This is a genomic window from Saccharolobus shibatae B12, assembly GCF_019175345.1.
GTDB lineage: Archaea > Thermoproteota > Thermoprotei_A > Sulfolobales > Sulfolobaceae > Saccharolobus > Saccharolobus shibatae.
The window spans coordinates 96,546-111,044 of record NZ_CP077717.1 but is presented as its reverse complement, the minus strand read 5'-3'; the positions used below and the strand labels follow the sequence as shown (position 1 = coordinate 111,044).

Annotated in this window: 16 protein-coding genes, 2 tRNA genes and 1 pseudogene; 8 read left to right on the top strand and 11 right to left on the bottom strand. The window is 33.4% G+C overall.

The window, feature by feature from the left end; translation table 11 throughout:
- Nucleotides 1-23 precede the first annotated feature (23 nt).
- Both J5U23_RS00920 and J5U23_RS00915 read right to left on the bottom strand, forming a co-directional pair.
- A complete protein-coding gene (locus J5U23_RS00920) occupies nucleotides 24-1,130 on the bottom strand; it encodes an RsmB/NOP family class I SAM-dependent RNA methyltransferase (RefSeq protein WP_218266636.1) in 1,107 nt (368 codons plus the stop codon).
- Between the two features lie 270 nt (nucleotides 1,131-1,400).
- Nucleotides 1,401-2,063, bottom strand: coding sequence for a hypothetical protein (locus J5U23_RS00915; protein ID WP_218266635.1), 663 nt, complete (start codon nucleotides 2,061-2,063; stop codon nucleotides 1,401-1,403).
- 73 nt (nucleotides 2,064-2,136) lie between these two features.
- Here J5U23_RS00915 and J5U23_RS00910 point away from each other — a divergent pair, with 73 nt between their 5' ends.
- Nucleotides 2,137-3,039, top strand: coding sequence for an FAD-dependent oxidoreductase (locus J5U23_RS00910; protein ID WP_218266634.1), 903 nt, complete (start codon nucleotides 2,137-2,139; stop codon nucleotides 3,037-3,039).
- A 107-nt stretch (nucleotides 3,040-3,146) separates the two neighbouring features.
- Here J5U23_RS00910 and J5U23_RS00905 read toward each other — a convergent pair whose 3' ends face one another.
- Together J5U23_RS00905 and cimA are read right to left on the bottom strand one after the other, a co-directional pair.
- Nucleotides 3,147-4,055 carry a 4-hydroxybenzoate octaprenyltransferase gene (locus J5U23_RS00905; protein WP_218266633.1) on the bottom strand — a complete coding sequence of 303 codons (909 nt, stop codon included), beginning with the start codon at nucleotides 4,053-4,055 and terminating at the stop codon, nucleotides 3,147-3,149.
- Nucleotides 4,052-5,701, bottom strand: coding sequence for a citramalate synthase (cimA, locus tag J5U23_RS00900; protein ID WP_218266632.1), 1,650 nt, complete (start codon nucleotides 5,699-5,701; stop codon nucleotides 4,052-4,054). The genes J5U23_RS00905 and cimA overlap by 4 nt, the downstream gene beginning before the upstream one ends.
- Between cimA and J5U23_RS00895 the strand changes: the two genes are divergently transcribed.
- Complete coding sequence (locus J5U23_RS00895) at nucleotides 5,652-6,230, top strand: hypothetical protein (protein WP_218259022.1); 579 nt, start codon at nucleotides 5,652-5,654, stop codon at nucleotides 6,228-6,230. The two genes, cimA and J5U23_RS00895, sit on opposite strands and share 50 nt — an antisense overlap.
- Here J5U23_RS00895 and J5U23_RS00890 read toward each other — a convergent pair.
- The 3 genes from J5U23_RS00890 to J5U23_RS00880 are packed head-to-tail and all read right to left on the bottom strand — an operon-like array spanning nucleotide 6,213 to nucleotide 8,648.
- A complete protein-coding gene (locus J5U23_RS00890) occupies nucleotides 6,213-7,028 on the bottom strand; it encodes an ABC transporter substrate-binding protein (protein ID WP_218266631.1) in 816 nt (271 codons plus the stop codon). The genes J5U23_RS00895 and J5U23_RS00890 overlap by 18 nt on opposite strands.
- Nucleotides 7,029-7,059: 31 nt before the next feature.
- Nucleotides 7,060-8,061, bottom strand: a complete 1,002-nt coding sequence (locus J5U23_RS00885) for a cobalamin biosynthesis protein CbiG (protein ID WP_218259020.1) — start codon at nucleotides 8,059-8,061, stop codon at nucleotides 7,060-7,062.
- Nucleotides 7,980-8,648: an A24 family peptidase C-terminal domain-containing protein gene (locus tag J5U23_RS00880; protein WP_218261537.1), complete on the bottom strand. Its 669-nt coding sequence runs from the start codon at nucleotides 8,646-8,648 to the stop codon at nucleotides 7,980-7,982. Before J5U23_RS00880 ends, J5U23_RS00885 begins: the two co-directional genes overlap by 82 nt.
- Nucleotides 8,649-9,011: 363 nt before the next feature.
- Here J5U23_RS00880 and J5U23_RS16135 point away from each other — a divergent pair.
- Both J5U23_RS16135 and J5U23_RS00870 read left to right on the top strand, forming a co-directional pair.
- Nucleotides 9,012-9,098: pseudogene (locus J5U23_RS16135) on the top strand (transposase); the annotation flags it as partial.
- Nucleotides 9,099-9,178: 80 nt separating this feature from the next.
- A tRNA-Val gene (locus J5U23_RS00870) sits at nucleotides 9,179-9,253 on the top strand.
- Between the two features lie 223 nt (nucleotides 9,254-9,476).
- On the opposite strand, the gene J5U23_RS00865 is transcribed toward J5U23_RS00870, so the two are convergent.
- A tRNA-Lys gene (locus tag J5U23_RS00865) sits at nucleotides 9,477-9,573 on the bottom strand.
- A gap of 128 nt (nucleotides 9,574-9,701) precedes the next feature.
- Here J5U23_RS00865 and J5U23_RS00860 point away from each other — a divergent pair.
- Nucleotides 9,702-10,937, top strand: a complete 1,236-nt coding sequence (locus J5U23_RS00860) for an anion transporter (protein ID WP_218266630.1) — start codon at nucleotides 9,702-9,704, stop codon at nucleotides 10,935-10,937.
- Here the strand turns inward: J5U23_RS00860 and J5U23_RS00855 are convergent.
- Nucleotides 10,923-11,183: a hypothetical protein gene (locus tag J5U23_RS00855; RefSeq protein WP_012711960.1), complete on the bottom strand. Its 261-nt coding sequence runs from the start codon at nucleotides 11,181-11,183 to the stop codon at nucleotides 10,923-10,925. The two genes, J5U23_RS00860 and J5U23_RS00855, sit on opposite strands and share 15 nt — an antisense overlap.
- 57 nt (nucleotides 11,184-11,240) lie before the next feature.
- Between J5U23_RS00855 and J5U23_RS00850 the strand changes: the two genes are divergently transcribed.
- Complete coding sequence (locus tag J5U23_RS00850) at nucleotides 11,241-11,558, top strand: hypothetical protein (protein ID WP_218260975.1); 318 nt, start codon at nucleotides 11,241-11,243, stop codon at nucleotides 11,556-11,558.
- A 21-nt stretch (nucleotides 11,559-11,579) separates the two neighbouring features.
- Nucleotides 11,580-12,473 (top strand): hypothetical protein, encoded by an 894-nt coding sequence (locus J5U23_RS00845; protein WP_218260974.1) that lies wholly within the window; start codon nucleotides 11,580-11,582, stop codon nucleotides 12,471-12,473.
- Here J5U23_RS00845 and J5U23_RS00840 read toward each other — a convergent pair.
- Together J5U23_RS00840 and J5U23_RS00835 are read right to left on the bottom strand one after the other, a co-directional pair.
- Nucleotides 12,448-13,221, bottom strand: a complete 774-nt coding sequence (locus J5U23_RS00840; protein WP_218260187.1) for a carbohydrate kinase family protein — start codon at nucleotides 13,219-13,221, stop codon at nucleotides 12,448-12,450. The genes J5U23_RS00845 and J5U23_RS00840 overlap by 26 nt on opposite strands.
- A complete protein-coding gene (locus tag J5U23_RS00835; RefSeq protein ID WP_218259016.1) occupies nucleotides 13,208-13,501 on the bottom strand; it encodes a hypothetical protein in 294 nt (97 codons plus the stop codon). The genes J5U23_RS00840 and J5U23_RS00835 overlap by 14 nt, the downstream gene beginning before the upstream one ends.
- 340 nt (nucleotides 13,502-13,841) lie before the next feature.
- Between J5U23_RS00835 and hxlB the strand changes: the two genes are divergently transcribed.
- On the top strand, nucleotides 13,842-14,471 hold the full coding sequence (hxlB, locus tag J5U23_RS00830) for a 6-phospho-3-hexuloisomerase (protein ID WP_012711955.1): 630 nt from the start codon (nucleotides 13,842-13,844) through the stop codon (nucleotides 14,469-14,471).
- Nucleotides 14,472-14,499 lie beyond the last annotated feature (28 nt).

Below are 14,499 nucleotides of genomic sequence, written 5' to 3'. Positions count from 1 at the left end.
AAAAGACGGAGTGCAATGTGAATTTATAATTTAGTTAAATTCAAGACTGATATAAAGAACCCTTCAGTAGAATCGATATGAGGGAAAGTCCTATTGGATCTCTTTCCTACCTTGTATGAAGAATAACCAGATTGATAATTAGAAAATGGCATTTCAGCTATATCATAATATTCTTCTATTACCCTTTCACCCTCTTCTGGAAATAATGAACATACTGCATAAATGAGTTTATTGGCCCTAATCTTTAAGGACTCCTTTAGTAAAGATTTCTGCAATTTAGCGAACTTTTTTATTTTTTCATTATCACTTAATTTCAATAAAATAGAAGGGTCATTATTTATCATTCCGGAGGAGGAACATGGAGCATCTAATAATATCTTATCTGATTTTATCACACTATTTTTTGTGGAATCTTGATGTATTATATGAATCTTACGTAAATCTACTCCACACCTTTTTAACAAATTATATTCCCTCGATAACCTCTTAAAATAGACATCGGCTAGGAAAGTTTCTGCCCTATTTTCTGTTAGCATCATGTATAAAGAAGCCTTAATCCCGGGAGCTGAAGACAGATCGACGAGTTTTTCACCTATCTCTGGCTTAAGTGCTTCTACCGCTAAGGAACTAGCTTTATCATGAATTACTAATTTACAGTCTTTTACTATGCTCAAAGAAGATAATCTTACTGGTGACTTCTTGATCTTTATCATATAATAAAAATTCGTATCTACTTCAAATTCTATATTTTGACTCTCTAATTCCCTATAAATTTTATCGATATCAGTCTTGAGGGTATTTACACGAGCCCACATCCATCTTTCTGATAGCTTTCTCTTTAGAGCATTAATGTCTAATAATGTGGATAGTTTTTCTTCCATCCAGTTAGGAAACTTAATCTCAATACTTTCCTTATTTTCAAGCCAATATCTTACCTTAAATGACCTTTTGCTTTGAGGTAATGCGTAATAAGATAATAGCATCCTTTTACTATATTCGTATAAGAGGTTAGACTCTATCTTCCTTGGTTTGTTGTGCAGATACGCTCGTTTAAACGCTACCGCCAAGGGATAATTCTTCTTTTCCACGTAATATAGCACAGTAGCCAAAAACTTTACTATATCCTTCAACTTAAGTGTACTTCAAATTTTGACGTTTAATATTCTTATCGTCATCTAGGCATAAGGTAATATTAGGGCCTACATAAGATTACTCTATATTGGATTACACGAATAACTAAATATGAAAGTTACATTACTCATCTATGTAACATTCGTCTTATTAACAATTTCGGTTTTGTCAACTAAAATTAATAATGAGGCACTTCAATACGCATTAACTATTAACTCAATTTTCATAGCAGCGGCAATGTTTATATTAACTAGAAAAACTAAAAACCTTCATAGAATCTGAGGAGAAATCGTACTCCTACATAAGCCCTTTTTTAAACAGAGTTGGAAGAAACACTCCACTGCTTGCCTCCCTTTAAGACCTAATTCTTTACTATACTGTGAGACTTTCTTCCTTGACTCTTGTAAAGATGCGGCTTCTCTGATAATTACTTTAACTTTAGATAGAGTTTGTTCATCTAGACGTAAAGAACCAATTAAGCTTATAACTATAGGAAGATCGCCGCAATTCTTTCTCCAGAGTTCATCTAAAGAAATATCGTAATCCTCATAACTTATTAGTACGTCAGTATCGGTACATGATTCACTTCTGACTACCTCTATTGGGTTTTTATAATTTGTAAGTATTTTAAACAAATAATACTCCGTTGAATTGGAACTACTAATACATAATCTAGCAAATCTATTATTTATAACCTTTAATCCAATTTTAGTAGTCACAAATGCACCATTACTTATAAATCTTATGTTTTCGTAAAAAAGTGTTAAAGGTAAGGGTATAAAAGCTATGTCTAATTCTTTAAGTTTGAACTTCAATTCGTCTTCCTTAACACGTATAGGCTCTAATTCAACATTTCTATTGATTTCATTGCTTAATAGGGGTTCTATAACCTCTAACTCTTTTTCACTCACGTATCCTAGACGTAGCCTCACATAGTAGAACTTTTTCTGAACCTTTATTTTAACTTATCTTTTAAAAGGAAACATTAGATTACTAATAACCGAAATGGAAACAGAGAAAGTCGTAATCGTGGGTGCGGGGTACTCGGGACTTAACGCTTATTATGAATTAGGGAATCATATAGTTAAAACGCTAATAGCTGATAAAGCTCAATTTGTATTTTATACTACATATCTCCAAAAACTCATGTTTAATAAAAATATTAAATATACAGCTAACATAAAACCAACCATAACGAGCAAGGTAAAGGAAATCGATTTAGAAAGAAAAACAGTGAAAATTGAAAATGGTACAGAGATTCAAGGTCATAAATTAATCCTTGCTATGGGATGTAAAAGAGAACGCCAATTAGATATTATAGGAAGGATAATAGGAAAGGATAGAGTTAGCATAAGTGTAGAAAATCATCTAGATGAGTATCTTGGTATTCAACTGGCTTTTTATTTGAGAAAGCTAAACAAGGAAGTCTCTTACTACGGCCCAGTCTTGAAATGGTTAGGGGAAAAAGTAAGTACTAAAGTTCTTGAATTATTAGAAAAGAATAGAATACGACTATCTGAAAAATCTGATGATATAATTCCTGCTTGTGAGCCTAATGAGGTAATTGGAGATTTCTTACCTATAAATGATAAATTGGAATATAAGAACGATGTGTTTGTAATTGGAGATATGATAAAGAACTATCCCAAATTGGGAGAGTTAGCAATGAGAGAGGGTATATACGTGGGCAAGTTAATATCTAAAAAAATTAATGAAAGCTTTAAACCGATTTTCATTAACATTATCGATACTGGTAAAGGAGGGGCTATACATATAAGGTCTAATGTTCCGTGGAATGGGAATTTCGAAAGTGTAAGAGTATCAAAACTAAGGGCAATAATGAAGAGATTTATCGAAAGGTATTACATTATCAGAAAGGGAAAAATGGGCATACTTTACAACTTATAAGATATCCAGGGACCCTGGGGGGAAATATCAAGGGGCTCCTCTCATCTGTCCTAAGGTCCCTGGATATCTCTACTTTATTTTTTGTATTAGGGGGTTTTAACTTTTTCCTAAAATGGAATACCTAGGACGACATCTATATCAACACCTAATCCTAACACAATAGATGAATATATATTGTAATAAAATGCTCTGCCGAAATCATTTTTCTGTGATGCCAAATAGTACGCATATGCCATTATAAGACCGTGAAGGATAGTTGTAAATATGGCTATTGGACCTAATCCATAATACAAATCACCCAGAAGATCGAGTACTACAGAGAATAGTTGATTGAGTCCAGCAAATGTTAGAGCCCATCTCCCCAGTACCACAGCGAAACTATGTAAGCCCATCTCTTTGTCAAATTCGGCATCAGGTATATGATTATAAAGATCGAACCCCACAGCCCACAAAATTGTTCCAATTACGAAAAACCATGGGACTTTCAAAAGAATCTGAACTAGGGAATTATAGTACAAACCCAATACAGCCACGGCACCACTAAATACTGCCAATCCTTGGATTGATGCCAGATGATAGTTAGCGAATGCAGTATATCTTTTCATATAAGGGTATGACATTACTACTATCGCTACAATAGGAGATAAGATAAATGCCCAGATATTGACAAAATATGAAGTAATAAAGAATAAAATCAGAGAAGTAGTAATCATAGCCTTTGCTTCACTTATTTTTATTGCACCAGTTACTAAAGGCCTATTCTTGGTTCTAGGATTCTTCGCATCTATCTCGACATCTGCTAAGTTATCATTAGTCATTCCAGCAGTTCTTAAAAAGAATAAAGCAAAAAAAATCAGTATTAATGTTGAAATTGGAGGAATTCCTTTAATTGCAACGAAAGCTCCTAAATAGGCCATAGGTAAACTAAAGAAAGTCTGCTCTATCCTTAAGAATCGCAAAATAACGTAAAATTTACTTCTAGTATTCTTGTTTAATCCGCCAGGATCCCAGCTCACGCAATATAATTATCTGCACTTGTTTTTAATGTCTTCTTTAATTGTAGGTAATAATCAAGCCCATCTACTAATGCCATGACTGAAGCTTCTACAACGCTTTTAGATACTCCTTCTGTTCTCCAGTTCATTTTATTATCTGTAAACTCTATGGTAACCCTAACGACACTCTCAGTATTCTTAACTTCACTAGGCAATATAACCCTATAATCTATTAACTTAACTTCACCTATTTCTGGATATACTCGCTGAAGTGCCATTCTTAGCGCTCTATCTATTGCGTTTACTGGACCTACCCCTTCAGCAACTTCGAGCTGAGAATTAACTTTAACGATCCCTATTGAAAGACCATTATTCTCGTTTATTACTTTCCAATATTCCAAATTTATATAATTCGTATACATATTTAGCTCCTTCAGTGTTATCAAAATTGCGGAAGCTGGACCAACATCAAAACTATATCCTTTAGCCTCAAGTTCCTTAATCTTATTTAAAGCTTTTTTAAGCCTTTCATCTTTCTTGTCAACAACTATTCCTATGCCTTGTAAATATGAGACTAGATTTGCAGTTCCAGACAATTCTGAAATTACAAACTTTCTGTCATTACCTACTAATGAAGGATCAACATGTTCATACGCTCTGGGTACCTTCATTACAGCATCAACATGAACACCAGCCTTGTGTGCGAAGGCGTTATCACCAACATAAGGTTGATAGGGATTAGGAGGTAATCCTAGTATTTCATATACTATTCTTGAAACCTCCCTCAATTTCCTTAAACTATCTCTACCTTTTAATACATTAAATCCCATTTTTAACACTAATGTGGGTATTATCTGTATTAGATCAGCATTACCAGTTCTCTCACCAATTCCATTTATTGTTCCTTGGACATGTCTAGCTCCTGCTTTTATAGCCATTAAAGAGTTGGCAACTGCACATCCTATATCATTATGGGCATGAATGCCTAGTTTAACATGTAATACTTCTCTAACTTTCTTTGTTGTCTCATAAACCTCAAATGGTGGTGTACCACCATTAGTATCTGCTAAAGCAATTACATCTGCCCCCGCGGATTCTGCAGTTTTCACTACTTCGAGTGCATATTCTGGATCTTCTTTAAAGCCTTGATAGAAGTGCTCTGCATCAAATATCACCTTAAGACCATGTGATCTCAAATAATTAATGCTGTCATATACTATATCTAAATTATCTTGCTTAGTTACCTTTAGGACTTCAGTAGCATGTAGTGACCATGACTTACCAAATATTACAGCAACATCAACATCTGCTTTTATTATACTATTTAGACTAATATCTTCCTTTACGCTAACATCTTTTCTTTTAGTACTTCCAAAGGCAGCTATTCTAGCTTTAGATAGTTTATATTTCTTTATCTCTTTAAAGAACTCCTCATCCTTAGGATTAGACCCTGGCCATCCTCCTTCAATATATTCTACTCCAAGCTCATCTAAGAGTAGTGCTATCTTAATTTTATCATTTAGAGTAAAAGATATATTCGCGCCCTGCGATCCATCTCTTAATGTTGTATCTAGAACCTCAACAGATTTCTTGGACACCGAACATAGGTGAAAAATAATGGGAAGATTTAAAAGCTTTAATGATAATGGGAAAAAATCATATTTCATTTTTAGCGCCATAGTGCTAATAATCTTTTTAATAACATTGACGCTTTTCTTAGAAATTCCAAACTATTTTCCCAATTATAAATATATTAGCCTTGTTTACAAAAGCAATCTCAAAAACGTTGAAATATCACCCAATTTAGGTATAAATATTGCAAACATTACTATTAACGATTTCAATAATACGCTAATCGCATTTACTTCAAACACTTCTACGACCAATATTTCAGTCATAAATGAAATTGGTAAGACTATTATTAATCAGCAAGGATATATAGGAGTGAAATTGATAAACGGAACCTACAGAATATTCTTGATAAATACTGGACAGCAGACTGCGTACTTAACCTTTGATTATGGTGTGTTCAACTATAATCTAATCTCTTCATTTTATTCATCTTTAGCTCTACTTAAAGTGATTTATGAAGTGATCATGGCAGGAAGCATAATATTGGGTTTGTATTCAATAATCCGAGGATTAGCTAAAGGAAGTAGGATAACTAGGAAGCTAAGGTTAAGAAAAAACAATTGATTTAAGCCAAATCAGTGCATCAGTTATGAAACTAGGTCCCATATGAGCTAAATAATCACCCTTGGTGAAGATTATACGCTTACTTAACAGCTGAAATAAGCCTCTTTTTTGTAAAATTGAATAAAATCTCTCCTTTTCGTAATATGTAAGCCTTTTTGGCTCGTAAATTAGAATGTCTGGATTTCTTTTCAAGATTTCGTCATCATTGGGTGTGAAATAGGCTTCGGAAACGTCATCGAAAATATTAATACTTCCTAATAGCGATATTCCGTCACTGATATGAGTTGGAAAACCTACTGTTATAGGTCCGCCTAGGTCCAGTTCCACATAGACTTTTAGCTTATTCTTAAATCTCCCAACTTTAAGCTCATTTATAACAGTGTAAAGATTATAATATAATTCTCTAGCGTTTTGGTAGGCTCCTAAAACATTTCCAATAAGCAAAACGTTATTAAAAATCCCTGCGATGTTAGTTGGAACTGGTAAGGGATATACATTAAAACCTAAACCAATTAATTTTCTTGTTAGCTCCTTTTGTGCTCCTGCAGTAGTAAATATTATATCCGGATTAATTTGCTCTAAGATATCCATATTAACGTGAGTATAACTACCTACTTTTAATGTTCTTCTCGCCTCTTCTGGTCTATAACTAAAGGCGTCTGTGGCCTTAACCTTATCTCCTAAGCCTAAAAGAAATATTATCTCTGTAGAAGCTGGATCTAGACTAACTATTTTAGTAATTGGCTTCGGAATTCTTATATAATCATCTTGTAATGGATTATAAACTCTTATGCTCATTTATTAAAATTAACAGAATACATCTTTATATTTATTTAACTCCAAGGCAAGTTATAACTCCAAACGCTCTTCTCACATCCCTTAACAAAACCTTAACTTGTAATTCTTTAAGCAATGTTTCACAAGAACACAACTCATCCACGTCAGAAACATATATAATATTAGAGTAATAGTATTTCGAAAGTTGATTTAATTTTCTATCATCTTTGAATGAAGAAGATATTACTATATAATCTATTCTATCATTTAGAATATAAAGAGATTTTAAGGTCATCTTTAAGGAATAGACAAGAACATCTAGGGGGGTAGATTCAAGATACTTTATACCAACATAGATGCCAGCAGGCATTAAGTATAGCTTATCACTACTTTCTTCTGTATTATCAACATGTCTAGAAATTACCAGATCAGCCGTTGCCTTATGATCGACTAATGAGTATCCATCATATAGTATATAATTACCTTCATAAGAGTCTAAGTATACACTAACCTTTCCTTCAGTTACTAACTTTTTATTAAGAGAATTCACAATTTTGTGATCATAATTATGAATTGAAAAACCATTAAGCCAGCTAAACTCTTCTACACTATATAGTCCCTTAACTCCAGTGGACGTTGTTAGGACTAAATTTGCACCTAAGGAGTCAGCCAAAAAACTGGATATTAAGGAACCACCCAAATGTTCTTTTGTTAGAGGAATTACTGAACTGCCATCTTGTACAACATTTATTATAATCTTATTGTGGAATTTTGGGAAATATTTCCTTATAGTATTATTGATGGAGTTGACAGAAATTATAATGTCAGGATCGTTATCGACAATCGAATATCCAAGTTCATTGAACAATCCCTTTATTTGCTTTACCAGATCCTTATTAATGCCGTTTACTAGAATCCTTGATACATACAACGCGTATAATATTTTTAAAAACACCTTTTTAATCTTAATTATTAAATTGGGAAGCCTATAATAAGCGATATTATATATCCTATCAACATAAAAGGAATTACTGGGATGCCCCAAGCAACCCATATATACATATCTGCTGAAATTTTACCTTCATTAACTAATTTTGAATAAAACTCTCGCCAATATTTATCATCTTCCTCTACTGAAAAATACTCCCTCAAGGTTATCGAACCGTCTTCCTTTATCTCAGTCAAAGGAAATAAAAACTTCGAGTTAATGAAATCCCTTATCCTGATTCTCTTAGCGGATAATGCCAAAAGAACTCTTTTGGAGAAGGGGAGATTTCTAACATATCTATAGTACTTTATAAAATTTATTAGACTAAATATAAGAATTGCTATTGACGAATATAATACTATAATTAAAGGCTCTAGACCTATAATCGAGAAACGACTCGGAACTAGGGGAATAACTGAGGCGTTTGCGAGACTGAGTATTACGTTTAAAAATAAATCGGCCCCACCTAATAAAGAAAGTTTGTACAAAACTAAAAATAGGAGATTAGTGATTATAAACGAGTACAAATAAATAGGAATGAATAAATTGTGAAAATTAAAAATAATGAATAAGCATAGGGGAGAGTAATAAATCCATACTTTTGGATCAACTTCTCTATATTTAAGATCAAGGACTGAAGTATGAACCAGCATTAAAATGGAAAGGAAAACTTGAATATAATATATAATGGTCACGGCAGGAAGTCCCTCTCATGCAATACCCTTCTTCGGGGCTGTCAAGGGACTAGATACCCCATGATTTAAAATAATCATAACACATAATAAATCTTGTGTGATATGCAGTTTCAAGTTCACCATTACAATCAACATTGATATGCAGTCTATAAAATTTCTGACTCTCCTTATCTGAAGATCAAAGTTCATCTTTAAGTTAAAACTGGTTACTTTATTAATACCTTAACATAAACGTTACGAGATAATCCATATTCTGCAGAAACCTTTAAAAAGCCATAACCGGAAGCCTTGCCCTTTAGGGTAGGATGTGAAATGCTTATTAATGGGAGAACAGTAATATGCATAGTGTGGGGATCTCTGACCCTCTCGTCTGCCCCTCGGATGAGAGATGTAGACCCTAATCGATGAGGAGATCCTATGACCACCAAGAAGGATTCCTTATCCTTTAGGGTGGGGAGGCCAGAGAGAATTCAAATTTGTTAGCTAAAGGGCCCGTCGTCTAGCCTGGTTAGGACGCCGCCCTCACACGGCGGAGATCCTGGGTTCAAGTCCCAGCGGGCCCATATGTAAAATTTCGTGTTTTAAATAATTAATTATCCTTCTCACTAAATTTCCGTCATCACAAATAAGTGCATTAAAGACTTAAATTATGAAGAATTAAAAACAAGAAGCTTACAGTGCAAGAAGGAATATATGTTAATAAAAAAGATCAACAAAAAGAAAAATCACACTACTGCGGGACGTTTAACACCATAGAATTAGGAAAACTCAAAAAGAACCATTGCGCGGGCCCGCCGGGATTCGAACCCGGGACCTACGGGTTGCTTTCCGCAACCCTTTGCGGTTAAAAGCCCGCCGCTCTACCTGGCTGAGCTACGGGCCCAAACGTAAGTAGTTAATTGAGATTTGGTTAATTAATTTTTCTTCGGTTTTTTACGTCCGTATCCATTATACTTCACGTGGCAAATATAGGCTAATTTTATTTATATCGATGCAAATGTTAACGCTGATATGCTAGTTAGCGTGCTAATACCAATGATGGTAACCTATGGCCTTATAATTTCTAGAGGTATTACGAAAATACCACCTTGGGCTTCAATGTTTTTTGGTGGCATCCTTATGGTTATTCTAGGTGTAATATCTCCAGAAGAAGCTCTACAATCAATAAATTTAGATGTGATATTATTTCTTATTACCCTTTTTACATTTGCATCAGCATTAGAAGTTTCAGGGTTTTTAAAATTTCTTGCATATAAAATTATAGAAAAGTACAAAGAACCTAAGAAAGTTCTCTTCTATATTCTTTTATATTCTGGTTTGTTGTCTAATTTAGTTACCAATGATGGGATATCAGCAAGTTGGACTCCAGTTATCCTAGAGTTAAGTAGAATGATAGGCGTTTCGGAAGTTCCCTTTCTTTATGCACTAGCAGTTGGTGTTACAGTTGGGAGCGTTATAATGCCTACCGGAAATCCTCAAAATTTGCTGATAGCTTTAGAATCTGGAATTAGGAACCCTTTTATTGTATTCACAATATATTTGACTTTACCATCAATAATTAGTCTAGTAATTGCTTATTTTATACTCTTTCGACTATTTAGAAAATCACTGTCTTTACCAAATGGACTTAATATGAAAAAAGAGGAAGGAAAAATAGATTTCGATAGAAGACTTGGATATCTTACATTAGCCTTATTGGCAGTCACTGTAATATTATTTTTTTCCTTAAGTTTCTTTAAAATAGATATTTTACTAGGATCATTAGTTACATCATCGCTCTTACTTCTTATAACGGAAAATAGAAGGGATATTGTAAGAAGAATGGATTGGCCAACTATATTATTTTTTATTGGATTATTTATATTTACAGAGGGAGTATTGAAATCTGGAATTATACAATATTTGGCTAATTTTCTTCCACCTCCAGATAACGTGGCTAGTATAATGATCGTGAGTATTTTGTTAAGTCAAGTATTGAGCAATGTGCCATTGGTTGCAATTTACATTCCGATCATGATCTCCCATGGTAATATTACAGTAGTTGACTGGTTGGCATTAGCCGCTGGTAGTACCATAGCGGGTAACTTTACCATATTAGGCGCAGCAAGTAACGTGATAATTTCCGAAGCTTCTGAGAGTAGAGGTGGAAAAGGATTTAATTTCGTAGAATTTATGAAGTATACTATACCCATTTTAATACCAAATGCAATTATGATTTATTTATTTTTGATATTATTCGTCAGATAATGGTGTTTCTGGTACTTTTACAACAACTACATAGCCTTCTTTATATTGTCCCATATCGGGGTCCAGATCTATGAGTTCCATTCTATCTTCGATATTAGATAAATTAAGAATTTTCACCTTTAATCCCTTGTATACCCTCTTGGCTTCTTGCATTGCTTTTTCAATTTCTTTATAATCCTTACTATAATCGTACACTGCTGCTTCTTGTAGAGCAACTAGGGTACCTAAAAACGAACGCATAACCACGTATTATTTATCCCTATCTGTTATAAAACTTAGCCTTATAGAGCCAGTATAGTAGAAATGATTCACATAAAATTAATTTTTGGACCCAATGGTGATATGGGGCTAGCAAAGACTATTTACAATTTAAAGATGTCATATCCTGACGTGAATGCTGAAGCAGAATTTAGCTTATTGTGTTCTACGCCAATGTTACAAATAGGAAATAAGACTATAAGTGTTATAGAGTATACTGATGATGAGATAATAGACCTTATAGTAAGCGCAGTAATCAGTCACGGAAAGATTGATCAGCTAAGAGAAAGCGGAGGGGATATTTATCAAAATGAATTCAAGGATTTTCCGCCGGGTCCCAATTTTTCAGAAGTTTTAATTTGATTTTGTTAATGGTATAAGTTAATGATCATCATAATAGGTGCAGGAATAGCTGGATTGTTGCTAAGTAAGAGAGTAAACGCTGATTTAATATTGGAAGAGCAGCCTGTCATTGGTGGTGTTTTCGCTTCTGATAATGTGTTTGGAGTAGATTTGCCTTATGTGTTGCCGATAATAAATGATCCTATGAAACTGACAAACATAGGACTTAACTATATGGAGTATGATTTAAAAATATTGTACAGAAAATATGACTATTTTAAAGATAAAATTTGCAAATTTTGCGATAAGTTACCTACATGGTTGAATTTTGATTTAATGAGAAAATTATACGTCATACGGAATATCACAGATTTTATAGCTACTTTATCTAAAAATGTGAGAATAATTAAGGAATATCCTATAAGGATAGATGATAAGAAAATTATAACTAATAAGGGAAATGTGTATAAATATACTAAGATATATAACACTGGATCTTTGAAAAAAATGAGCAAATTATTAGGATTGGATAACTCAAATCTAAAGCACAAATCAGTGTTGACTTTAATGATATTGACAAGGAAAGAATATGAGAGAGATTGGAATGTGCACTTGAGCGGAGATACAGCAGATTCTTTCTCAGTAATAATTAGGCTAGATAATATCATTAAAGATCTCGACTTATATTATGTTTACTCCTTCATAGATACGAATCAAAAGAACATTGATATAGATAGAATAATACTAGATCTAAAAAGAAGACAAATAATATCTCTCGATGAGATAGTAGCCTTTAGAAGTAAATTGATATCAGAAGCTCTTCTATTTGGCGAAATAAATGATAAAATGCCACCAAATGTAATAAACTGTGGGAGATTAGGTGAGTGGAAAAATTACGACATTATCGAAACTATATCAAGAATTCAGAATTGCTAAATTCTTCGGTAAGTTTACCTGCAATAGTAGCTGCTTCAATAATCTCCAGTCCACTTAACCTTAACGCAAAATATGCTCCTAACAAGAAGTCACCCGTTCCTACTTCGTTTCTGCCTATTCTACTAGGTCTGTAAGTATATTTTGCTAGCGTATACGTATAAACGTTGAACCCATTATGTCCATCTGAAATTATGATTTCCTTAAAACCTGATTTAAATAGATCGCTTAATTCTAGTTTAGAAGATTCAAATTCCTCCATATTGCCATGTAGTACCATGTAATTACTATTAAATGGAAAACTTAAACCCCTTTCATATTTAATTTCTTCTGACTCTACACAATTCCTAATAAAACCTTGAATGTCTGCTGCTATGGGAACAGAGCTTTGAATATTAATATTGTCAATTTCCTTACACACTGGATTTACCAGAATTCCATCAACTGTGTTATCATCGATCACTCTTATCTTACTTTTAGGCTTTTTAAGTAAGATTAATCTTCTCCCACTATTCGTTAAATCAATTTTAAACCTAATTGTATATTTATCATATATCAGTTGCTTCTCTAAATCAGATATAAAATCTATCTCAAAATCAAAATCCTCTCCTATTACTCCATAGAGTTTTGGTATACCACCACCTCTCATTACGCCAAGTGATGAATATATTAAAGGTCCACCCGGTCTTATCTTCCCTTGTATCTCGTCTATTGTAAATCCTCCTACTATTAATATCTTATTCCTCTTCAATTTCTTCTTCACCAACTGATAGCTTAGGTTCCTCTTCCTCTTCTTCAGTTCTTATCTTTTTCTGTAACCATAATCCATGTTTATGTGCATCTAAATGCCTTTTTAAATCTTCTAAATTAAAAAAATATGTACTATAGTCAGTTGACACACCTTTAGCACAATTTGGTGAGCATATAGGGCAAACGTAAAGCTTAGTAGTTTCATCATAGCAAATTGTAACCTTCTTATTATTATGATCAATCTCTATTGCTTTCCACTTAGGTGACCATCTCGTTGACATTGGTAATATAATTGTGGAGGCTAAATATATAATATTAAGTACTCATTTCTTCCAAATTATTATTAGGACATGTCGTATACCTTAAACGATATTGTTGACTTCCTTATATAAAAAATATTTTAGTCAGATCTCCCCAAATGGTCCAAGCTCGATTCTTTGTAGTGTTGAAATGAGAAAGTAATATTGATGACCGGACTCATAATTACGTATTAGATAAGTATAGATGTAAAAAGAGAAAAATGGACTTAGCTTTAGTATAAATAATATAAGTGCAGTGGCATAGCAGAAAGAGCAATGCTTATATAATGAATAAAGTAAGATAATAATTGGCGGTCCGAATTTGTCATCTTCTCTCGACGATTATCCTCTTTCTTTAAAGACAATGTATGATATAGCTGAATTTATACTTAGGGCGGCCAAAGCAATAAAACCAGAACAAACAAGTAAAATGATAAGTGAATTAGAAAATTTCTATAAAAATAACCGCAATGGAAAAGTATTAGTAATGGGAGCAGGTAGAAGTGGATTAGTAGGAAGAGCTTTTGCTATGAGATTACTTCATTTAGGTTTTAACTCCTATGTTTTAGGGGAAACTATCGTACCCGCTATTGGGAAGAACGATATAGTAGTTGCTATTTCCGGCTCTGGTAGAACCAAATTAATATTGACAGCCGCAGAGGCGGCGAAAGAAGCTGGAGCTAAATTGATATCGATAACAAGTTACTTCGATAGTCCCCTAGCAAAAATATCCGATGTAGTAATTGAAATCCCGGGTAGAACAAAGTATTCGAAAAATGAAGACTACTTCGCGAGACAAATTCTTGGAATAACTGAACCGTTAGCACCATTAGGTACATTATTTGAAGATACAACACAAATATTCTTAGATGGAATTGTAGCTGAGCTAATGATAAGGTTAAAGAAAACTGAAGAAGATTTAAGGTTAGTTCACGCTAATATTGAACTATAGTTTCTCTTCAGTCACTCACAATTTTTAA

What these genes read in the sequence shown, in the direction of transcription:
- J5U23_RS00845 (WP_218260974.1), top strand. Translation starts at nt 11,580, where the DNA reads ATGATCATCATAATAGGTGCAGGAATAGCTGGATTGTTGCTAAGTAAG.
- J5U23_RS00835 (WP_218259016.1), bottom strand. Translation starts at nt 13,501, where the DNA reads ATGTCAACGAGATGGTCACCTAAGTGGAAAGCAATAGAGATTGATCAT.
- J5U23_RS00860 (WP_218266630.1), top strand. Translation starts at nt 9,702, where the DNA reads ATGCTAGTTAGCGTGCTAATACCAATGATGGTAACCTATGGCCTTATA.
- J5U23_RS00895 (WP_218259022.1), top strand. Translation starts at nt 5,652, where the DNA reads ATGGGAAGATTTAAAAGCTTTAATGATAATGGGAAAAAATCATATTTC.
- J5U23_RS00910 (WP_218266634.1), top strand. Translation starts at nt 2,137, where the DNA reads ATGGAAACAGAGAAAGTCGTAATCGTGGGTGCGGGGTACTCGGGACTT.
- J5U23_RS00880 (WP_218261537.1), bottom strand. Translation starts at nt 8,648, where the DNA reads ATGCTGGTTCATACTTCAGTCCTTGATCTTAAATATAGAGAAGTTGAT.
- J5U23_RS00885 (WP_218259020.1), bottom strand. Translation starts at nt 8,061, where the DNA reads ATGGGTTGCTTGGGGCATCCCAGTAATTCCTTTTATGTTGATAGGATA.
- J5U23_RS00850 (WP_218260975.1), top strand. Translation starts at nt 11,241, where the DNA reads ATGATTCACATAAAATTAATTTTTGGACCCAATGGTGATATGGGGCTA.
- cimA (WP_218266632.1), bottom strand. Translation starts at nt 5,701, where the DNA reads ATGAAATATGATTTTTTCCCATTATCATTAAAGCTTTTAAATCTTCCC.
- J5U23_RS00890 (WP_218266631.1), bottom strand. Translation starts at nt 7,028, where the DNA reads ATGAGCATAAGAGTTTATAATCCATTACAAGATGATTATATAAGAATT.